The organism is Nocardia sp. NPDC047648 (assembly GCF_040642815.1).
GTDB classification, from domain to species: domain Bacteria; phylum Actinomycetota; class Actinomycetes; order Mycobacteriales; family Mycobacteriaceae; genus Nocardia; species Nocardia gamkensis.
Map to the genome: position 1 here is coordinate 147,165 of NZ_JBEYSX010000013.1, position 19,580 is coordinate 166,744.

At 70.2% G+C, this 19,580-nt stretch carries 18 protein-coding genes and 1 pseudogene; 4 read left to right on the plus strand and 15 right to left on the minus strand.

Annotation, left to right across the window (positions count from 1 at the left end; all coding sequences use genetic code 11):
- Positions 1-171 precede the first annotated feature (171 nt).
- Positions 172-1,344: an Ig-like domain-containing protein gene (locus ABZ803_RS25675; RefSeq protein WP_357043122.1), complete on the plus strand. Its 1,173-nt coding sequence runs from the start codon at positions 172-174 to the stop codon at positions 1,342-1,344.
- A 254-nt stretch (positions 1,345-1,598) separates the two neighbouring features.
- Here the strand turns inward: ABZ803_RS25675 and ABZ803_RS25680 are convergent, their stop codons facing one another.
- Positions 1,599-2,069, minus strand: coding sequence for a helix-turn-helix domain-containing protein (locus ABZ803_RS25680; RefSeq protein ID WP_062971618.1), 471 nt, complete (start codon positions 2,067-2,069; stop codon positions 1,599-1,601).
- A gap of 105 nt (positions 2,070-2,174) precedes the next feature.
- On the opposite strand from ABZ803_RS25680, the gene ABZ803_RS25685 reads away from it, so the two are divergent.
- Entirely contained in the window at positions 2,175-3,428 is a 1,254-nt protein-coding gene (locus ABZ803_RS25685; protein ID WP_357042982.1) for a cytochrome P450, read from the plus strand.
- Here the strand turns inward: ABZ803_RS25685 and ABZ803_RS25690 are convergent, their stop codons facing one another.
- The 3 genes and pseudogenes from ABZ803_RS25690 to ABZ803_RS25700 all read right to left on the minus strand — a co-directional run.
- The gene (locus ABZ803_RS25690) at positions 3,429-4,118 is read right to left on the minus strand and encodes an SDR family NAD(P)-dependent oxidoreductase (RefSeq protein ID WP_357042984.1); all 690 of its coding nucleotides are present in this window, start codon (positions 4,116-4,118) and stop codon (positions 3,429-3,431) included.
- Positions 4,115-4,567, minus strand: coding sequence for an SRPBCC family protein (locus ABZ803_RS25695; protein ID WP_357043124.1), 453 nt, complete (start codon positions 4,565-4,567; stop codon positions 4,115-4,117). The genes ABZ803_RS25690 and ABZ803_RS25695 overlap by 4 nt, the downstream gene beginning before the upstream one ends.
- A 399-nt stretch (positions 4,568-4,966) precedes the next feature.
- Positions 4,967-6,076: pseudogene (locus ABZ803_RS25700) on the minus strand (FUSC family protein); the annotation flags it as partial.
- Between the two features lie 229 nt (positions 6,077-6,305).
- Here ABZ803_RS25700 and ABZ803_RS25705 point away from each other — a divergent pair.
- Positions 6,306-7,724 (plus strand): amidase, encoded by a 1,419-nt coding sequence (locus ABZ803_RS25705; RefSeq protein WP_357042986.1) that lies wholly within the window; start codon positions 6,306-6,308, stop codon positions 7,722-7,724.
- Between the two features lie 175 nt (positions 7,725-7,899).
- On the opposite strand, the gene ABZ803_RS25710 is transcribed toward ABZ803_RS25705, so the two are convergent.
- The 7 genes from ABZ803_RS25710 to ABZ803_RS25740 form a co-directional block, all read right to left on the minus strand.
- The gene (locus ABZ803_RS25710) at positions 7,900-8,904 is read right to left on the minus strand and encodes a cation diffusion facilitator family transporter (protein WP_357042988.1); all 1,005 of its coding nucleotides are present in this window, start codon (positions 8,902-8,904) and stop codon (positions 7,900-7,902) included.
- 135 nt (positions 8,905-9,039) lie between these two features.
- Positions 9,040-9,408 (minus strand): fluoride efflux transporter CrcB, encoded by a 369-nt coding sequence (gene crcB / locus ABZ803_RS25715; protein WP_357042990.1) that lies wholly within the window; start codon positions 9,406-9,408, stop codon positions 9,040-9,042.
- Positions 9,405-9,899: a CrcB family protein gene (locus tag ABZ803_RS25720; RefSeq protein ID WP_357042992.1), complete on the minus strand. Its 495-nt coding sequence runs from the start codon at positions 9,897-9,899 to the stop codon at positions 9,405-9,407. The genes crcB and ABZ803_RS25720 overlap by 4 nt, the downstream gene beginning before the upstream one ends.
- Before the next feature lie 57 nt (positions 9,900-9,956).
- Positions 9,957-10,406: a universal stress protein gene (locus tag ABZ803_RS25725; RefSeq protein ID WP_357042994.1), complete on the minus strand. Its 450-nt coding sequence runs from the start codon at positions 10,404-10,406 to the stop codon at positions 9,957-9,959.
- Between the two features lie 58 nt (positions 10,407-10,464).
- Positions 10,465-11,817, minus strand: a complete 1,353-nt coding sequence (locus ABZ803_RS25730; protein ID WP_357042996.1) for a flavin monoamine oxidase family protein — start codon at positions 11,815-11,817, stop codon at positions 10,465-10,467.
- 258 nt (positions 11,818-12,075) lie between these two features.
- On the minus strand, positions 12,076-12,657 hold the full coding sequence (locus tag ABZ803_RS25735) for a TetR/AcrR family transcriptional regulator (RefSeq protein WP_357042998.1): 582 nt from the start codon (positions 12,655-12,657) through the stop codon (positions 12,076-12,078).
- A gap of 6 nt (positions 12,658-12,663) precedes the next feature.
- A complete protein-coding gene (locus ABZ803_RS25740) occupies positions 12,664-13,350 on the minus strand; it encodes a crotonase/enoyl-CoA hydratase family protein (protein ID WP_357043000.1) in 687 nt (228 codons plus the stop codon).
- Between the two features lie 227 nt (positions 13,351-13,577).
- Between ABZ803_RS25740 and ABZ803_RS25745 the strand changes: the two genes are divergently transcribed.
- Positions 13,578-14,825 carry a hypothetical protein gene (locus ABZ803_RS25745; protein WP_357043002.1) on the plus strand — a complete coding sequence of 416 codons (1,248 nt, stop codon included), beginning with the start codon at positions 13,578-13,580 and terminating at the stop codon, positions 14,823-14,825.
- A 15-nt stretch (positions 14,826-14,840) separates the two neighbouring features.
- Here ABZ803_RS25745 and ABZ803_RS25750 read toward each other — a convergent pair whose 3' ends face one another.
- The 4 genes from ABZ803_RS25750 to ABZ803_RS25765 form a co-directional block, all read right to left on the minus strand.
- Positions 14,841-16,049, minus strand: a complete 1,209-nt coding sequence (locus tag ABZ803_RS25750; protein ID WP_357043004.1) for an ROK family transcriptional regulator — start codon at positions 16,047-16,049, stop codon at positions 14,841-14,843.
- A gap of 31 nt (positions 16,050-16,080) precedes the next feature.
- Positions 16,081-17,319 carry an ABC transporter permease gene (locus ABZ803_RS25755; RefSeq protein ID WP_357043006.1) on the minus strand — a complete coding sequence of 413 codons (1,239 nt, stop codon included), beginning with the start codon at positions 17,317-17,319 and terminating at the stop codon, positions 16,081-16,083.
- Entirely contained in the window at positions 17,316-18,089 is a 774-nt protein-coding gene (locus tag ABZ803_RS25760) for an ATP-binding cassette domain-containing protein (RefSeq protein ID WP_357043007.1), read from the minus strand. Before ABZ803_RS25760 ends, ABZ803_RS25755 begins: the two co-directional genes overlap by 4 nt.
- Positions 18,090-18,160: 71 nt before the next feature.
- Entirely contained in the window at positions 18,161-19,255 is a 1,095-nt protein-coding gene (locus ABZ803_RS25765; RefSeq protein ID WP_357043009.1) for a substrate-binding domain-containing protein, read from the minus strand.
- Positions 19,256-19,580 lie beyond the last annotated feature (325 nt).

A 19,580-nucleotide genomic window follows, 5' to 3' on the forward strand; every position in this document is an offset into this window, starting at 1 on the left:
GGAATCTGCCGTGGGTCCTCCTTCGCGTGGGGTTGCGCATGGAGCGGTCGGTAAAATGCGAAGGGGCAGTGGGCGCGGGTGCGCCATTCGTTTGCGCTGGGTTGAAACAGGAGAAATGCATTGGCGACCAGTCGCGTCCGATCCGGAGTCGTCGCGGGGATCGCCCTGATCATGGCGTTGATCGTGGCGGCGTGCTCGTCGTCGTCCGAGCCGGGCGGTACGCCGGGAGCGGCAGGCCCCGCGCCCTCGCCCCTCACCATCACGCCCGCGTCGGGGGCCCGCAACGTCGATCCGCTCGCACCGATCCAGGTCAGCGCCTCCGAGGGGCAGCTGACCTCGGTCACCATGACCAACGAGCGGGGCAACGCCGTCCAGGGGATCATGACGCCGGACAAGACGGCCTGGAAGCCCACCGAGCCGCTCGGCTACGGCCGCACCTACACGGTGACCGCGGAAGGGCTCACCGTCACCGGCAGGACCGGGCCGACCACCGCGACCTTCTCCACGCTGACCCCGAACAATCAGACGAAGGTGTCGCTGACCACCACGGGCGGCACACCGCTGTCCGACGGGGGCACGTTCGGGGTGGGCACCGTGGTGGTGGCCCACTTCGACGAGGACGTCCCCGACCGCGCCGTCGCCGAGAAGCACTTGTCGGTCACCACCGACCCGCCGGTGGAGGGATCCTGGTACTGGCTGGACGATCGCAACGCGCACTGGCGTCCGCGGGAGTACTACACCCCGGGCACCAAGGTCGGTGTGGCGGCGAACATCTACGGCCAGGAACTCGGCCGCGGGCTCTACGGCCAGGAGGACACCAAGACCACGTTCACCATCGGCGCGTCGCACGTCTCGATCGCCGACGACAACACCAAGCAGATCCAGGTCTTCGAGAACGGCAAGCTGATCCGCACCATGCCGACCTCGATGGGCATGGGCGGCAGCGAGGTCATCGCCGGCAAGACGCTCACGTTCTGGACCCAACCCGGGATCTACACGGTGATGGACAAGGCCAATCCGGTGATCATGGACTCCTCCACCTACGGCCTGCCGATCAACTCCCGCCTCGGCTACAAGGAGTCCATCGGCTGGGCGACCCGGATCAGCACCGACGGCATCTACCTGCACCAGCTCGACTCCACCATCTGGGCTCAGGGCAACACCGACGTCTCGCACGGCTGCCTCAATCTCAGCGGCGAGAACGCCCGGTGGTTCTTCGATTTCGCCGTCCCCGGTGACGTCGTCGAGATCCGCAACACCGGAGGCGCCCCGCTGGAGGTCTGGCAGAACGGCGACTGGGGACTGCCGTGGGATCAGTGGGTCCAGGGCAGCGCGCTTCGATAGGGTCCGTCCGGCCGACACGCTGGCCGCCCTTGCCGATATTGGGAAGCTGCACTACATTCCTGCACTCGCGAGACCAATCGGTCTCCAATCCCTGCGCGGCACACCCGCGACGGCACCGCGCGGGACCCCGCGTTGACGATCGGAGCCGGCTCGATGGCGATGCTGCTGTACTACCTACTCCTACCGCTCTATCTCGCCGAGGCATTCGTCAACCAGCTGCACTGAGCGCCGCTCGGCAGCAACACACGATTTTCTCAACCGGCTTGTTCGGCACCCGGTGGCTGGTGGAAGCCGGGACCCGCCTTCGGTTCGACCTCGCGGGGGTCGATCGGCTCGCGGCAGTGGTCGCAGACCAGCATGGGTGAGGTCTCTTCCCCGCAGGTGCGATGTTCCAGGACGACCGGCCTGCCCTCCGGCCCGACCAAGTGGTGATCACCCCAGACCATCATCGCTGTGACGATCGGATACAACTCGCGGCCCGCGGCGGTGAGGTGGTAGTCGACGCGCCCGCCGCCGTGGTCGGTGCGCGTGAAGATACCCGCGTCGATCAGCATGCGCAGGCGGCTGGTGAGCAGGTTGCGGTTGGTGATGCCGATATTGCGGGCGAAATCGCTGAAACGATGCACCCCGAAGAACGCCTCGGCGATGAGCAGGATGGTCCACCGGTCGCCGAGCAGTTCGACGACGCGGGTGACCGAATCGTCGACCGGGCGCCGCAGTGTCATGGCGCTATTTTCGCATCCCGTCGCGGTATTGCTTTCCTACTGGCGGTATCGGAATAATACCGACAACACCGGTGCCCGTTCCGGGCCGGACAGCTGGGAGTGTCGATGACGACCACGAACCACCCGACCGACGATTACGTGCGCCTGCTCGACCCCGCGGTGCGGCCGGATCCGTACCCGCTGTTCGCGCGGCTACGCGACGGCGGCGCGTTCCGGATCGGTACGGCGCCGGTGGTCGTGCTGACCCGCTACGCCGACTGCGCCGCGGTATTGCGCGATCCGCGCGCGAGCGTCGACCGGTCACTGGCCCGGTTGCAGCTCGGCTCGATGCCGATCTACGACGGGACCCGCGAAGACGGTGCGGCACAGGCGAAACCGTCGTTCCTGTTCCTCGACCCGCCCGATCACACTCGCCTGCGCCGCCTGGTGTCCAAGGCGTTCACCCCGCGCGTCGTGCGGCAGCTCGAGCCCCGGATCACCGAGATCGTCGACGACTTGCTCGACCAGCGCGCTCGTGCGGGACGATTCGATGCCGTAGACCACCTGGCCTATCCGCTTCCGGTGACCGTCATCTGCGAACTGCTCGGCGTCCCGCTGGCGGACGAGGCGCGGTTGAGCGCCTGGTCGGCGCTGCTGTCCCGCACGCTCGACCCGACCACCCGCGCGGCGGCCCGATTCCGCGCCGACCCCGCCGAGATCCGGCGCGCCGGAACCGAATTGCACGCCTACTTCGAAGAACTCATCGACCGCCGCAGGCGCACCCCGGGCCCGGATCTGCTGTCCGAACTCATCGCCGCCGAAGACGCCGGGGACGTGCTCACCCACGCGGAACTGATCTCGACCTGCGCGCTGCTGCTGGTCGCCGGGCACGAGACCACCGTCAACCTGATCGCCAACGCGATCCTCGCCCTGCTGCGCAGGCCGGAGGAGCTCGCCGCCCTCCGCGCGGATCCGGAACGGGCGGCGGGCGTCGTCGAGGAGACGCTGCGCTTCGACCCGCCGGTCCAGCTGATCCCGCGCGTCGCCGCCGACGAACTCGGCATCGGCGGCATGGACATCCAGCGCGGCGATCTGGTGGTGCTGCTGATCGCCGCCGCGCACCGCGACCCGGCGGTGTTCGGCGACCCCGACCGATTCGATCCGGCGCGCGAGAACCGCCACCTGGCCTTCGGCCTCGGGGCGCATTTCTGCCTCGGCGCTCCCCTGGCTCGCTTGGAGGCTCGAGTGGCGTTGACCCGGTTCGCGCAACGAGTCGAAGGCCCCTCGCTGCCGGTGGACCCGCCGCCGTACCGGGAACACGTGAATCTGCGCGGTCCCGCGCACCTGCCCATCGAGTTCGCGGCGATCCGGCCGAGGTAGTCAGCCGTCGTAGGAGACGTGCGGCGTCCACCCCTCGACGGGGCGGGTGGCCGCCGCGTGCAACGCCGCGGCGACCCGGTCCCGCGTGAACGCTCCCTCGCCGAGCACTCCGTTGACCTGCACCGCGACGGCCCGTACGCCGACGGGCGCGAGGGTGGCGTCCAAGCTGGTGACCAGGTTGCGCACCGCCGCCTTCTGGACGCCGAGCGAGGCGGCCCGGTGCCACGGCTTGTCCGCGGCCGCACTGCCGGTGACCAGTACGCGGGCGCCATCGGCCAGGAACGGGCGCGCTGCCTGGACCGCGGGCAGTAGAGCCGCGGCACCCACGGTGAAGTCCTCGATCAATGCGGCGACCGAGAGCTGCAACGGATCGGCCTCCCGGAAGATGCTGGGATTGAAGTGCAACACGTCGATGCGGCCGTAACGTTCGCCCACCTCGGCGACGACCCGGCCCACGTCGGCGGGGTCGCGCAGATCCACCCCGGCGCCTTCCGCGTGGAACCCCTGCTCGCGCAACCGCGCCACCAGCGGTTCGGCCTCCTCGGGTAACCGGCAGGCCAGTACGGTGGTGAAGCCGTCGGCGGCGAACAGGCCTGCGACCGACAGCCCGACACCGGGACCGGCGCCGAGCACGAGCAGCACCGGAGCAGTCGAGGTTTCCGGGGCCGGGCGGCTGTCGGACGGGGTCATTCGACGACGGCCTTGATCCGGTTCAGCGTCTCGCGCATGCCCTCGACATTGGTCTTGCCGCGCGTCCACCCGGCGAGCAACCAGTACAGCCGCAGCACAGGGTTGCTGTGCAGTTGGAACGACTCGGTGACATCGGTGCCGCCGTCCACCGGTTCGAAGACGTAGCGCCACGTGTTGACCGGCATGCCCTTCGGTCCGAGCACGGTGAACGCGAACTCGCGACCGGGCTCGCAGGCGACGATGCGGCACACGGTCGCGTACTTCAGCCCCCAGCCGTTGCGGTTGACGTGACCGCGGAACTTCACGCCGACCGCGGGCCCGGTGGCGCCGCCGAGCCACTCCGCGGCGAACGTCTCCGGACTGAACCGCCCGGTGTTCTCGATGTCACTGACCAGTTCCCAGACCTTGTCGGCGGGGGCGGCCATCCGGACGGTCACGCTGTCATGCATGCGCCGAACGCTAGCAGGCGGTCCTGCCGTCGCCTCCGGGGCGAACCGGGCCGCCGTCAGGCGGGCCGCCCAGCCGTCCACGTCGGACAGCCGCTGTCCAGGTTGCAGCACCCAGCAAGCGGCGAGCAGATCGTGGCCGAAGTGCGCGAGAGCCGCGTGCTCCGGCCAGTACTCGCTGGTCCACTCGGGGTCGTCGGTCGCCGAGTCGATGCCGCTGCGGACCACGCCGACCAGTTCGAATTGCAGATGCTGGACCAGCACCCACGCTTCGGCGTCCATCGGCTTGCGGCGCAGGTGGTCGAGCAGGGCGCGGGCGGCGGCGCGCACCCGGTGTTCCATCCGGTGGAAGGTGCGCCGGTGCCCGTGCGGCGCGACGCCGTGCAGCGCCAGCACGGCGACGGCGACGCCGATCATCGTCTCCCACAGCCGATCGCGGATCACCGGCCCGATCGGGCCGCCCGTGGTGGCGACCCCGCCCGCGATCAGCGCGACCGGCGTGATGAAGACGACGGCCAGCGCGTAATTCCGCGGCACGAAGAGCTCGATGCAGAACTGCAACGCGGCGACCAGTGCGATCAGCGCGTACCCGGTGGGCCCGAGCTGGTAGATGAGCGCGAACAGCCCGAGGCCCGCGATCGTTCCGACGAACCGGTGCATGGCCCGCACTTGCCCGCGCACGCGATCGGGCCCGGTTTGCAGGACGATGAGGGCGCTGAGCACCGCCCAGTGCGGCCGGTCCAGACCGAGCAGCGCGCTCAGCGCACCCGCGCCCACACAGCCCGCGGCGACGCGCATCGCGCTGATCGCCGCGTGCGAGGAGAACGACAGGGAGCGCCGCAGCCGGAAGCCGACGCCCGGACGGGCGAACGAGACCAGCGGATCGACCAGCAGATCGTCGGTGTCGTCGTCGGGAACGTGCCCGGCGAGGCCGCGCCGCGCACCCTGCAGGGTGGCCAGCAGTTCGGCTTCTCCGGGGTCCGAGGGCACGCCCGCGTCGTACACCGCCGCCCACGCGTCGGCCATCGCCGCGCCCGCCCGGTGGCGCAGGTCGATGGCGGGCGTCCCCGCCTCCCGGGCCGCGACGTAGGCGTCGACCGCCCGGACCGCCGCGTCGACCGCGATCCGTTCGGGTTTGCGGCGATCGCGCAGCGCCCCGGCCATCGAGACGACGATCGACGCGACCACACCGCAGGCCGTACAGAGCAACAGCGTCACCACAGCGGCCCCGGCCTCGACGGCTTTCATCGCGCCCGCGCAGACGAGCGCGAAGAACAGCGCACCCGGCGGACCGAGCCGCAGCGCGTCGATGACGAACACCGCCACGACCGCGATCGCCGACACCACGAGCACCATGAGCAGCGACGAACCGAACCCCGCGTCCAGCACGCCGCCGATCAGCGCGCCCGCGCCACAGGCGGCGAGCAGCGCCGATCCGGCCATCAGCACGACCCTGCCGCGCACCCGGTACGGCCGCCCTTCGCCGTAGAGCACCGCGAAGGCGCCGAACATGACGAACACGGCCGCGTCCGCGTGTCCCAAACCGGTGACGATCGCGGCGGGGACGGCGAACGCCAGCGCGGCACGCACCGCCACGCTCCACCGCCTGCCCGCGGGCGGCAGGGCGAACAACAGCGAGCCGACCCGGCCCTTCGGCGGCACCGGATCCGGATATGTCGCCGCCACCTGCTGTCCTTTCCGCTCTGGACGAGCTGCCTGCCGAACACATTAGATTCGGGGGATGACCGCCGACGCTCATATTCCACTACCCACGCGCGTCCACGCCTTCGGTGACGACGCGCTCGGTGACCACGACGCCGTCGCCCTGGCCGCCCTGGTGCGCGACGGCGAACTCTCGCCGGGTGAACTCGCCGCCGCCGCTGCGGCGCGCGCCGGGCAGGTCGAGGAGCTGGCGGCCGTCGCCTACTCGAGCTACGCGCACCCGCTGCTGCCCGCCGAGCCGACCGGCGCCTTGTATGGCGTGCCCAGTTTCGTGAAGGACAACACCGACGTGGCCGGGATGCCGACGAATCAGGGCACGGCCGCGTTCCGCGCGCGCCCCGCCGGTGCGCACAGCGGTTACACCCGGCAGTTCATCAGCACCGGCCTCACCGTTCTCGGCAAGAGCGCCATGCCCGAGTTCGGCTTCAACGCCAGCAGTGAGACGCCGCACCTCGCGCCCACCCGAAACCCGTGGCACACCGGCTATTCGGTGGGCGGCTCGTCGGGCGGCGCCGCCGCGCTGGTGGCGGCGGGTGTCGTCCCGATCGCGCACGGCAACGACGGTGGCGGATCGATCCGGATTCCCGCGGCGTGCGCCGGACTGGTCGGCTTGAAGCCGACGCGGGGGCGGCATGTGGTGTCCGGGCTGGCGCGCACGTTGCCGGTCGACATCGTCAGTGAAGGAGTGCTGACCAGGACGGTGCGCGACACGGCGGCGTACACCGCGGCGGCCGAACAGTACTGGCGCAATCCGGCGCTGCCACCGATCGGCCGCGTCGACGGCCCTCCGACCCGGCGCATGCGGATAGCGGTCGTGCTCGACAACCTCGCAGGGCCGCTGGCCGCCGGTCCGACCCGGGAGGCAGTCGAAAATGTGGCGCGTGTCCTCGAGGCGGGCGGCCACTCGGTCGAGCCGGTCCCGCTGCCGTTCGACGCGACGATCGAACGCGCCTTCCTGCACTACTGGGGCCTGCTCGCGGCCGCGATCACCACGACGGGACGGTTCCTCGACCGCCGATTCGACGCGCGCCGCGTGGACGACCTCACCGTCGGCCTGCGCGCCCTCTTCCTCCGCCGGGCCTTGCACGCTCCGCTCACGCTCTACCGACTACGCGCGGCGGCGGCCACCTACGAACAGGCACTCGGACCCTACGACGCGGTGCTGCTTCCCACGCTCGGCCACACCACGCCGGAACTGGGCTACCTCAGCCCGACCGTGCCGTTCGACGAACTCATCGACCGCTTGCGCGCCTACGTCTGCTTCACTCCGATCAACAACATCACCGGGACGCCGGCCGTCACCGTCCCCGCGGGCCTGACCGACGCGGGGCTGCCCGTCGGTGTGCAGTTCGCCGCCACCCGAGGCAACGAACGCACCCTGCTGGAGCTGGCCTATCTGGTGGAGGCCGAGCGGCCGTTCCCCCGCCTGGATCACTGACCGTTGCCAACACCGCACTACACGGTGCCGCCGATGCCGTGGGGCGCCGAACGTAGCCACGGGGCGCGACTGCTGCGCGAATGGAGCCCGCGGGTGGCGGAGGTGACGCCGTCGTCGTTCAGCCCTTCCCGCGGTCTGCTCGCGGTGAGCCTTCGTGCGCGTGGTGCCCGGTAGGTCAGGGCGCGGCGTTCGCCGCGGATGACGGGCGGTCGCGGTGCACCGGGCCGTGGGCGTCGTCGCAGTGGTCATCGAGCACCGGCAGCAGGCGCTGCGCCTCCGCGCCCGCCGAGGAGGTGACGGCGTGGGTGTGATCGACCTGCAACGTGGTGTGGGTGATGCCGTAGTCGTGGTCGAGCAGATGCTCGATCCGCTGACGCAGTCCGTGGCAGTCCGCACCCGCGCGCACCAGCACATGCGCCGACAGGGCGATATCGCCGGAGGTGATCTGCCAGACGTGCAGGTCGTGCACCTCGTCGACGCCCTCGATGTCCACCAGTCCGCGCCCGAGCGCGTCCGGATCGACGCCCGCGGGCGCCGCCTCCAAGAAGATCCGGCCGGATTCGCGCACCAGCCCGAGCCCCGCCTTGACCATCAGCGCGACGACGATCAGCGTGGCGATCGCGTCCGCCCTGGCGAAACCGGTGGTCAGCACGACCAGGCCGGCCACGGCGGTGGCGATGAACCCGTAGAGGTCGTTGAGCACATGCTGGAAGGCGCCCTCCACGTTGAGGCTGGAGCGGTTGGCCTTGCTGATCGCCCAGGTGGCCGCGATGTTGACCACCACACCGGCCAGCGCGGTCGCCAGCACCAGGCCGCCGGTCACCTCGGGCGGCTCCAGCAGACGGCGCACGGCCTCGTAGGTGAGCCAGCCCGCCAGCACGAGCAACGTGACTCCGTTGGCCTGCGCCGAGAGGATCTCGGCGCGCTTGTACCCGTAGGTGTACTTGCCGTTCGCCGGGCGGGCCGCGAGCCGGATCGCGATGAGCGCGAGGACAATGGACGCGGCGTCGGTGAGCATGTGCGCCGCGTCCGACAGCAGCGCCAGCGAGTTGGCCAGCACGCCGATCACGACCTCGACCGACATGAAACCGACGATGAGGGCCAGCGCGATGGTCAGCCACCTGCGATCGGCCGCACCCGACAGGCCGTGCCCGTGCGCGTGACCATGTTCGTGTCCCATCGACCCAGACCCCTTCCAGCACCAAATGTATGCGCATATCTGCATCTGTCACGTCAGCTTAGCCGACCCCGAGCGGCGCGCGACAGTGCGGCGGAGTGAGCTGGATCACGTCGCACACGCCCTCGTCGGCGCGGGTCAGCCGACCAGGGCGTGCACTGCCGCATAGGTCGACACCGTCGCGATCAGCCCTGCGCAGACACTGACCACCACGTTCATCGCCGCGAAGAAATAGGCGCCGCGCTCGGCCAGCCGCACGGTTTCGTAAGCGAACGTGCTGTAGGTGGTCAGCGCTCCGCAGAATCCGGTGCCGAGCAGGACGAACAGCGGCGAGGCGAGCGCCGTCCCCGCTCCGCTGAGCGCGCCGAGCACGAGACAGCCGATCAGATTGACCGAGAACGTGCCCCAGGGGAACAGGCTGTCGCGGCGATCCTGCACCGCACGGTCGATGAGATATCGCAACGGCGCGCCGATCGCGCCCCCTACGAGAACCAGAAGCACGGTCATGACGCCCTCCTCCACCCGTGCCGCAGGCGCTCGTATCCGGCCCTGGTGAGCCACATGGCGATGAGAGTGGCCAGGAGGGCGCAGATCAGGGTGCCCGCCAGATAACCGGCCGCGACGACGATCGTGCCCGGTCGCAACAGACCGCGGACCTCGTTGGCGTACGTCGAGAAGGTCGTGAACCCGCCCAGCACGCCCACCCCGAGGAAGGGACGCAGCAACCGGTGGACAGTCCAGATCTCGGTCACCGCGACCATGAGCACGCCGATCGCGAAGCAGCCTGCGACATTGGTGACGAAGGTGGCCAGCGGGAAGTGCCCGGGGCGGCCCGGCAACCCCTGGGCGAGACCGTAGCGCGCGAGCGCCCCGAGCGCCCCACCGAGGGCGACGACCACCGAGGCCGAGCCGTGGGTTCGCCAGAAATCCCGCCGTCGCGCGGGGCCTCGCGCGCGATCGGCGATGCCCGCCGGTTCCTCGGTCAGCTCATCGGTCACGCAGAACTCTTACCCGAAGCCTCCGCGGCGGCGCCACCGCGGGCAACGACGCCGCACTCACCGCTGCCCGGCCTTCTCGACGCCGTCGTGCGCGACGAGAACCGAACACCCGGCGTGCCGTGCGGCCTTCTCCGCGGTGCTGCCCATGAAACGCCCCCAGATGCCCGAGTGCCCGCTGCGCCCCAGCACCAGCAGGTCGGCATCGTGATCGGCGGCGGCCGTTGCCAGTTCCCGCGCCGCCTGACCCGCGCGGAGTTCGGCCCGTACCGCGATGCCGCGCTGTTCGGCGGTCTCGGCGGCGGTGGCGAGCCATCGGCGGCAGGTCTGTTCCCCGATCGAGCGTTCGTCCTCGATCTCACCGACCACCGGGCCGTAGTGCGGCAGATACTCTTCGACCGCGACGATCGTGAGGGCGGCCCGGTGCACCGACGCCAAGTCGAGCGCCATCGTCAAGGCGGCCCTGGCGCCGGGCGAGTCGTCGTAACCCACCACGATCCGCTGGAACACCTCTCCATTGTGATCCCTCCCCCAGGCCGGAGCCAGCCTTCTGGCAACCTTGCGGCAATCAGGCTGTGGCGACGGCCCGATCGGCCGCAAGCACTTCGGCGGCCGCGCGCTCGCCCGAGCGGATCGCCCCCTCGATGTAGCCCGACCATTCCGTGGCTGTTTCACTTCCGGCCCAGTGGATCGCGCCGACCGGGTGGCGCAGCGCCGAGCCGAGGGTGGTCAGGACGCCCGGCGGGAAGAAGGAGTTGTAGCCGCCGCGGGCGAATGGATCGTCGGCCCAGACCTTTTCGTGCCACTCGATCGGCTCGCGGGCGACGTGCCCGAAAGCGCGCACGAGCGAACCGATGATCATGGCGCGTCGCTCGCCGGGGGGAAGGGCGGCCAGCCGTTGCGCGGCCCGGCCCGGCACCAGCGCGCCGAGCACGCCCGGACCGCCGGGGCGGGTCGCGTCGAAGGTGACCGGCACCGGATCGTGCAGGTTCAGCGACTGGCCGGTGAACGAGTCGTCGCGCCAGAACGGCCGCTCGTAGACCGCGAACGATTTCAGGACCGAGCCCATCGGCATGCGCTGGGTCAGTTGGTCCCGCGCGGCGGGCAGCGGCGGGTCGTAGGCGATGCGTCCGGCCAGGGTGGGCGGCACCGCCACGATCACGTGGCCGGCGTCGACGTCACCGGAGTCGGCGCTCACCCGCACACCGTCCACGCCCTGACGGATACTCGTGACCGCCGCGCCGAGCCGCACCGCGTCGCCCAGTTCGGCGGCGATGGCCAGCGCGGGCCCATCGGCGCCGTCGACGAACAGGCGGGTCACCGTCTCGGCGGTGATCCCCGCCTCGACGCCGCCCGCCGAGCGAATCGTGGTGAGCAGACCGAGCATCGAGATGCTGCCCACGTCGACGCACAGTTCCTCGCCGATCATCACCTCCGCCAGGTTCCGCGCGCGCCGCTCCGGCACGTTCCGGCGCAACCAGGTCGCCGCGGTCATCGCGTCCAGCCGGTCCGCGCCCGGTGTGGTCCACGGGCGGGCGAGGTCGATGCGGGCGGCCATCCGTTCCATCCGCCACATGGCCTGGGCGAGCACGAGCAGGACGAACGTCGGAAGCGGCGGGCGAGCGCCTGCGAACGGCCGCCGGACCACTCCCTCCACCAGCAGGTCGACCCCTTCGGGCGGCGCGTAGGTCGCGGCGCCGTACTCCTCGGCCAGCGCGGCGAATCGCGTGTGCGCGCCCGAGATCCACTGTCCGCCCAGATCGACGGCCCATCCGTCGCCGACCCGCGCGGTCAGCGTGCGACCGCCCGCACGATCACTCGCCTCCAGGACGACGACATCCCGACCGGCCGCTCGCAACGTCCGCGCCGCACACAGCCCGGCATATCCCGCCCCGACGACTACCACGTCCGCACGGTCCATGGTGGCCTCCCGTCGCCGCACCGTAACTCGCAACCACTGTCGATCACCCGTGGCCGATCCGCAACCGGCGCGGAGATCCGCGCGCGAGCCGACGGCCATCGGTGCCGTGCGACCCGGGCCGCATGGCGGTGAACAGCAGTCGACGGTGTACCGGCCGGTTCGTGCATCGGCGGGCGGTACCGCGCCACGCTCGGCGCGGACCCGCGTCCCGGTACTCCATCGTTCGTCAAGTCCCGGCCTCGTGGTGAGCAGGAGCGGCTAACCCCTCAGCGTGGCGAGGGCGGCGACGGCGGCATCCTGGAAGGTCGCGGTCAGCGAGCGCGGCGGCGGCGATACGCGCCCGCGCACCCACTGCCTGCAATACTCCTGCGCCGGTCCGACGCAGATCGCGTGGGCCACCGGATAGCCGTCGCCGCCCACGTCCTCGGTTCCGAGCAACTCTCGATACCTGCGGCGCAGCGCGCCGAAGAAGGCCCGGTTGTGCTGGGCCAGTTCGGGCTCGGCGGCGCGCGCCACCTCGTCCGGCAAGGTGGCGAACAGGAAGCGGGCGAGATCACGATGATCCTGCACCCAGCCGAGATGGGCCGCGAGCATCGCGCGGATCGCCTGCTCGGCACCGATATCCGGCGCGTCGAGGTCCTCCAGCACGGTCCGCTGATAGTCGAGCATCCCGGAGACGTAGACCGCGGCGGCCAATTCGGCTTTCGACCCGAACGCGTGGAACATGCTGCCGCTGGACAAGCCCAGCCGATCGCGCACGCCGGCCATCGTGAACGACGAATACCCCTTGGCCAGGAGCTGTTCGGTCGCCTCGGCCAGGATCCGCTCCCGGGTGCGCACGGCCCGCTACGCGCCGAACTCGGCGTCGACGCCGGAACGGACCGCGGCGAGCACCTGCGCGCGCACCCGCAGTTTCGTCCCGGCGTGCGCCGCGAAGTCGATTCCGGTCAATCGGTGCGCTTCGGCTGTCGCGCGTGTGCGCAGGTCGTCCGCGTCGGCGGCGAGCACGTCGAGAAAGCCCATTTCCCTGGCTTCCTCGGGCCCGACCAGGATTCCGGTGTTCGCCGCCCGGTCGAATCCGGGCGCGGTGAGCCGGTGCCGCGCCGCTTCCACGCCGTAGTGCGGGATGGTCAGCCCGATGACGACCTCGTTGAGGCCCAGTTTGAAATCCCCCGTGACACCGAATCGCACGTCCGTGGCCAGCAGCGTGAACGCTCCCTGCGCGATCGCGTGCCCCGGACAGGCCGCCACGACGGGATACGGGAAACCGAGCAGCCGATGGACCAGATTGCCCCCGGCTCGCAGGGTACGGCGGATGTCGTCGGCGGAACGGGAGAACGTCGCCAGGTCGTAGCCGGCCGAGAACATCCGGGGGCGCCCGGTCAACAGGACGACCGCCCGGTCGGCCTCGGCCCGGTCCAGGGCGGCGGCGATGGCGCCGATCATGTTCTCGGACATGACATTCGCCTTGCCGTCGTCGAGCGTGATCGTGGCGACCCCGTCGTCGAGCCGGTAGGTGACGAGTTCGGTCATGACAGCCTCCTCTAGAGCAGAACTCTAGAGTATCACTCTAGGAGCTGGCGCAGCTAACCCTGGGCTCCGGGCCGGAGGGCGGGTTTCGGACCAGGTGTCGTTACGGCAACGAGACGAAACGGCGGCCACGGATCCGCCGATACAGGAAACACATGATGCTGCCGAAAAAGCCTGGCGCGTCCGGGCTTCGGACTAGCCTCGGGACAGGCTCAGGTGAAGGAAGCGACATGACCGCAGCAACCGTCATCCGTCCGCTGGCGCCGAGCGAGGCGATCTTCGCCAACAGCGAAGTGCTCGTCGGCTATTCGCTTCGGGTCGCGGGGCGGTTGGATCTCGCCGCGCTGTCGGCGGCGTTCGAAGCCGTGGTTCGCTCCCGCCCGATCCTCGGCGCCCGGCTGGAGCCGGACGGGCGCGGCGGGCACCTTCTGCTCGAATCAGCGGGAGCCGCACCGGAGCTGACGGTCGCCGAAGGCGATCCCGAGCGGTTGCTCACCGGCGCCCGGCTCGACCAGCGCACCGCGGTCGCCGCGCTGGGCGTCGTGCGCGACGGCGCAGGCGCGGGGGTCACCTTGGTGACCCACCACAGCGTCGCGGATGCCTATCATTCGCTGGCCGTGTTCGCCGAGCTGTGGTCCTGCTACACCGACCTCGTCCGGCGCGGGCAGGCCGACCTGCCGCCACACGGCTTCCCGCGTTCGGTGGAAGACCTGCTGCACGAGCGCGGCGTGCGGAAGATCGACGCCACGGCCGTGCCGCACCGCCCCGTGGAGGTCGCCCGGAGTCGCTCGGGCCCGGAGGATCCCGGCTACCTCGTCCCCCGCACCGCACGCTGCAGGCTGACCCGGAAGCAGACCGCGGCGCTGGTCGAGCTCGGGCACCGGGAGCACACCACGATCAACGGCCTCGCCTCCGCCGCGATCCTGCTCACCGAGGCCGAGTTGCGCGGGCTGCCGCTGACCGACCTGGCCTACACCTACTCGGTCGACCTGCGCAGCCGGGTGACGCCACCGATCGGGATGACCGAAGGCACCAACGTGCTCGGCTTCGCGAACTTCGTCCCGGCGCGGCGTCCCGGCGCGACGCTTGTCGATCTGGCCCGCGACATCAGCGATACGCTGCGCGCCGGACTCGACAAGGGCATGGTGCAGCAGACCCCGCTGCACATCCCCGAGATCACCGCGGGCCCTCCGCCGCGCGCGCCGGGAATCGTGCTGGCCACCAATTGGGGACGTGTGCGCAGACCACGGGTGCCGGACGAGCTGCGGATCACCGACTTCCGCTCGATCATGCTCGGCAAGCCGGACAAGACCGGGCACCGGCTCCAGCAGCCGAGCGGCACCATCATCATCAGCACCTTCGACGACCGCCTGAGCATCGAGATCCACCACCCCGAGGAAACGACCGAGGAACAGCGGGTGCGCGTACGACTGCTCGCCGGCCACCTGTCGGAGTTCAGCGCGGCAGGGGCCGCGTGAATCCGGCCTAAATCCTCAGGCGCGCGCGGCGGACGGTCGGGCAGGCGTCTGCAACGGATCGGTGAGCACGTCGGTGAAGGCCAGTTCCGCGGCACCGATCAGGGTCGCGTCGCCGCCGAGCGCGCTGGTGCGCAACCGGACCCGTTCGCGGACGGCTTGCAGGCCGTTCACCGCCAATCGGCTGCGCACCTGTGCCGCCGAGGCCAGATAGATCTCCCGCAGCACGCCGCCGAACACCACCACCGACGGATTGAAGACGTTCACCAGATTGGCGACGCCGTAGCCGAGCCATTCACCGACCTGGCGCAGCGCGTCCCGCGCCGCCGTGTCGCCGCGGGCGGCGGCCTCGACGATGGCGTCCACCGCCGCTTGCCCGGGCGGATCGCTGCGTCCCGCCGCCGCGATCAACCCGAGTTCGCCCGCTTCGGCCTCCAGACAGCCCCGGGATCCGCACGCGCAGGGCCGCCCGCCCGGATTCACGATCATGTGGCCGACTTCCCCGCCGTAACCGCCGTCCCCACCGAGCAATTCGCCGTTGACGATGATCCCGCCACCGATGCCGACATCGCCGTGCAGGTAGATCGAGTTCGCCAGGCCGACGCAGACACCGCGTTCGCGTTCGGCCAGCGCGCCGAGGTTGGCGTTGTTGCCGACCGCGACGCGCAGGCCGAGATCGAGTTCCCTGGTCAGGGCGGCGCCGAACGCGACGTCCACCCAGCCGAGGTTCGGCCCGTACCGCACCACGCCGTCCTCCTCGCGGACCATGCCGCAGAACGCGACCCCGACGCCGACGCACCGAGCGTCGGGCGCGGCCGTGGCGATCATCGCCCTGGCCATCGCCGCGAGCGCGGCGATCACCTCGTCCGGGTCGAACGCGCCGCCGGGACGGGCGGTCTCGGTGCGCTCGAGCACCGAACCGCCCAGCCCGACCCGCGCGGCGGCGAGGCGGTCGGCGCCGACGTCCAGCGCGACGACGTAGACCCGGTCGGCCCGCGGCCGCACCACCAGCGACGGCCTGCCCGCCCGTCCGGTCTGCCCGGGCAATTCCTCGCTCACCAGACCTGCCGCCGCCAGATCGGTGGTGAGCGCGAGAATCGTGCTGCGGTTCAGCCCCATTCGCTCGGCGAGCGCGGCGCGCGACACCGCGCCGTCACGGTGCACATGCCGCAGCAACGCGGCGAGATTGCGCGTGCGGATCTCCTCGGGCGAAGGTGCTGCTCGCATTCACCGGGCTTTCGTCACGGGGCTGGGGGGTTCATCGCTGTAGGAGCGCACGCCTACGGGACAGGGCGTCCACTCCGGCCGCCAAGAGCAGCACGAATCCTGTCACAACGAATTTCGTGCCCGCGCTGTAGCCCATCAGCCCCATGCCGTTGTTGATCACCGCGACCACCGCGGCGCCGAGCACGGCGTCCAGCATCCGCCCGCGGCCGCCGAACAGGCTGGTGCCGCCGATCACCGCCGCGCCGACCGCCGTGAGCAGCACGTCGCTGCCGCCGGTGTTCGGATCGACGGAGTTCGCGCGCGACGCGGCGATGAGGCCGCCGACCGCCGCCATGGTCGAACACAGCACGAAGGCGGTGATCTTCACGCGATCCACGGCGATGCCCGCGCGCCTGGCGGCCTCGGCGTTGCCGCCGACGGCGTAGATGTGCCTGCCGAACGCGGTGCGGTCCAGCACGAACGTCCACAGCAGCAACAGCGCCACGATCAGCGGCACGACGATGGGCATCCCCGCCAGCGAGTGCAACGCCGGGTTGCGGCTGCGCTCGCCGTTGAGCACCAGCACCGCCGCCCCCGCCACGATCGCCAGCAGCACGACGCGCACCACGACCGCCCGCGCCGTCGTGCCGGTGAGCCCGAGTTTCCTGCGCGCCCGCAACTTCCGGTACTGCACGAGCGCGAATCCGGCGACCAGCACCGCGTACAACGCCCAGCCGATCGCCGGCGGCACGTTCTTGTTCGCGATCGCGACGATCGTCTCGTCGCGGATGGAGATGTTGCGACCGTTGTCCATGATCTTCAGCGCCACGCCCTGCAACGCGAGGAACGCCGCCAGCGTCACCACGAACGACGGGATTCCGATCTTCACCACGACCGTGCCGATCACGAGCCCGATCACCACGCCGGTGAGCAGCGACACCAGCACCGCCGCGTACCAGGGCCATCCTTTGTCGGTGAGCAGCACGGCGAGCACGGCGGCGCATACACCGCTGGTGAACCCGGCCGACAGATCGATCTCGCCGAGCAGCAGCACGAAGATCAGCCCCATCGCGATCACCGCGATCGCCGCACCCTGCGTGAACAGATTGGCGAAGTTGGCCTCGGACATGAACACCGGGCGCGCCGCCCAGAAGACGGCCGAGAGCACGACGAGTGCGATCACCGAGGGCAACGCACCCATGTCGCCGCCGCGCACCCGGCCGACGTAGCCGCTCATCAGGTCGGTCACCGGCGCCGCCACCGGTCGCCGCTCGGTGGTCACCGCGGTCATCGGGTCGCTCCGCTCGCCTCGAGGCCGAGCGCGCCGCTGCGTCCCGCCGTGATCAATTCGACGACCTGCGCGTGCGTCACGTCGGAGGTCCGTACCTGGGCGGCCATCCGGCCCAGGTAGAGCGCGGCGATCCGGTCGGACACCGCGAAGACGTCGTTCATGTTGTGCGAGATGAGCACCACCGCCAGCCCCTGGTCGGCGAGCCTGCGCACCAGCTCGAGCACCTGCTGGGTCTGCGCGACGCCCAGCGCGGCCGTCGGCTCGTCGAGGATCACCACCTTGCTGTTCCACAGCACGGCTTTCGCGATGGCCACCGTCTGGCGCTGTCCGCCGGACAGGCTGGCAACCTGTTGCCGCACCGATTTGACGGTGCGCACCGACAGGCTCGCCAGCGTCTTCCCGGCGAGTTCCTCCATCGCGTATTCGTCGAGCACGAGACCGCGCCTGCGTTCCCGGCCGAGAAACATGTTCTGGACGATGTCCAGGTTGTCGCAGAGCGCGAGATCCTGGTAGACGATCTCGATGCCGAGCGCCGCCGCGTCGCGCGGGCTGTGCACCTGCACCGGCGTGCCCTCGAAGAGGAATTCGCCCTCGTCGATCGGATGGGTGCCGCCGATGCATTTGACCAGGGTGGACTTGCCCGCGCCGTTGTCGCCGACGAGAGCGGTCACCTCGCCGGGATAGGCGCTGAAGGCGACTTCGTGCAGGACGTGGACGGGACCGAAGCTTTTCTCTACTCCGCGTAATTCGATGACCGGCAGTTCGGACATTGGGTAGCTCCTCCGAAGGATGGAGCCCCTTCCGCGATCCCCTCATCGAACCGCGGAAGGAGCATGCGATATCAGATCCCGTTGTCCGCGCAGAGTTTCGCGAACTCGCCGGTGCACAGCTCGGCCTTGGTGACGTAGCCGTCGGCAACCACGTCCTTGACGTCGCGCGGGTAGATCGGCTTGGGCTCCAGCAGCACCGACGGCACGTCGGCGTTGGACTCCGGGTCGCGCACCGCGCCGTTGGTGCTGCCCTGCTCCCCCTTCACCAGGGCCACTGCGAGTTTCGCGGTCGCCTCGGCCTCCTTCCGGATCGCCTTGTAGACGGTCATGCACTGGTCGCCCGCCAGGACGTTCTGCAGGCCCTGGACCGTGGCGTCCTGCCCGCTGACCGGCACCTGCCCGTTCAGCTTCTGTTTCTTCAGCACCGCGATCGCGGCGTTGGCCAAACCGTCGTTGGCCGCGACTACTCCCCCGATGTCCGGCCGACCGGTGAGCATCTGTTCGAAGATGGTGCCCGCCTTCGTGTTGTCCCATTCCGGGACGGCCTGATCGGGCCCCTTGACGTACTGGCCCGCGTCGAACCGCGCCTTCAGCACTCCGTCGTAGCCGGTCTTCAACAGCGTGGCGTTGTTGTCGGTCGGTCCGCCGTTGAGATACGCGACCACCGGACGCACCGCGTCGCGACCGGTCAGGCACTGCGCGACGCCCTCGCCGAGCAGGCTGCCGACCTTCACGTTGTCGAAGGAGACGTAGTACTGGGCGCCGCCGCCGAGAGTGAGCCGGTCGTAGTCGATCACGGTGACGCCCTGCGACTTCGCCTTCTGGATCACCGCTTTGCCGGTGCCGCTGTCCAGGTTGGTCATCACCAGGACCGTGGCGCCGTTGGTGATCATCTGGTCGGCGATGGTCTGGAAGGCGTTCTTGTCGCCCTGGGCGTTCTGGATATCGGCCTGGACGCCCGCGGCCTCGAACGCCTGCTGTAAGTACTTGCGGTCCGCCGTCTCCCAACGGGCGGATGTCTTGCTGTCCGGGAGGATCACGCCGATCTGCGTTTTGCCGCCGGAACTCGCGGAATCGTCGCCGCACGCGGTGAGCGTGGCGGCCAGGAGCGCGAACGACAACGCGGCAGCGCTGAACATGCCCTTGCGCATGAGTGGGCCTTTCATCACCGGCCGGGACGAGGTCCCGGCCGGTCGGAGTGGAGCGAATGTTGTTCACAGCAACATATTGGACTGTGACGGAGCGCACAACAGGTAATTTGTTGTTCCGAATAACAATCTCGACACGCGCGCGTTTGCTCAGGTGGACGCCGATGCGGCCGGCGCGGCGAAGGGCGTGAACAGCGGCGTCGGCCGATGCCAGGGACCAAGTCCGCGGCCGCGGCGGGATCGCGCTCGCGCCGCGCCGCGCGCCGGACACGCGGAAGGGTGGCAACTATGCGAAACGGACCACCGAGGATCGGGCGCATGACAGCGCTCCGGCACAGTACCC

Excerpts from the sequence above, each read along its gene's own strand:
- ABZ803_RS25675 (WP_357043122.1), top strand. The coding sequence starts at position 172 with ATGGCGTTGATCGTGGCGGCGTGCTCGTCGTCGTCCGAGCCGGGCGGT.
- ABZ803_RS25680 (WP_062971618.1), bottom strand. The coding sequence starts at position 2,069 with ATGACACTGCGGCGCCCGGTCGACGATTCGGTCACCCGCGTCGTCGAA.
- ABZ803_RS25685 (WP_357042982.1), top strand. The coding sequence starts at position 2,175 with ATGACGACCACGAACCACCCGACCGACGATTACGTGCGCCTGCTCGAC.
- ABZ803_RS25690 (WP_357042984.1), bottom strand. The coding sequence starts at position 4,118 with ATGACCCCGTCCGACAGCCGCCCGGCCCCGGAAACCTCGACTGCTCCG.
- ABZ803_RS25695 (WP_357043124.1), bottom strand. The coding sequence starts at position 4,567 with ATGCATGACAGCGTGACCGTCCGGATGGCCGCCCCCGCCGACAAGGTC.
- ABZ803_RS25705 (WP_357042986.1), top strand. The coding sequence starts at position 6,306 with ATGACCGCCGACGCTCATATTCCACTACCCACGCGCGTCCACGCCTTC.
- ABZ803_RS25710 (WP_357042988.1), bottom strand. The coding sequence starts at position 8,904 with ATGGGACACGAACATGGTCACGCGCACGGGCACGGCCTGTCGGGTGCG.
- crcB (WP_357042990.1), bottom strand. The coding sequence starts at position 9,408 with ATGACCGTGCTTCTGGTTCTCGTAGGGGGCGCGATCGGCGCGCCGTTG.
- ABZ803_RS25730 (WP_357042996.1), bottom strand. The coding sequence starts at position 11,817 with ATGGACCGTGCGGACGTGGTAGTCGTCGGGGCGGGATATGCCGGGCTG.
- ABZ803_RS25740 (WP_357043000.1), bottom strand. The coding sequence starts at position 13,350 with ATGACCGAACTCGTCACCTACCGGCTCGACGACGGGGTCGCCACGATC.
- ABZ803_RS25745 (WP_357043002.1), top strand. The coding sequence starts at position 13,578 with ATGACCGCAGCAACCGTCATCCGTCCGCTGGCGCCGAGCGAGGCGATC.
- ABZ803_RS25750 (WP_357043004.1), bottom strand. The coding sequence starts at position 16,049 with ATGCGAGCAGCACCTTCGCCCGAGGAGATCCGCACGCGCAATCTCGCC.
- ABZ803_RS25755 (WP_357043006.1), bottom strand. The coding sequence starts at position 17,319 with ATGACCGCGGTGACCACCGAGCGGCGACCGGTGGCGGCGCCGGTGACC.
- ABZ803_RS25760 (WP_357043007.1), bottom strand. The coding sequence starts at position 18,089 with ATGTCCGAACTGCCGGTCATCGAATTACGCGGAGTAGAGAAAAGCTTC.
- ABZ803_RS25765 (WP_357043009.1), bottom strand. The coding sequence starts at position 19,255 with ATGAAAGGCCCACTCATGCGCAAGGGCATGTTCAGCGCTGCCGCGTTG.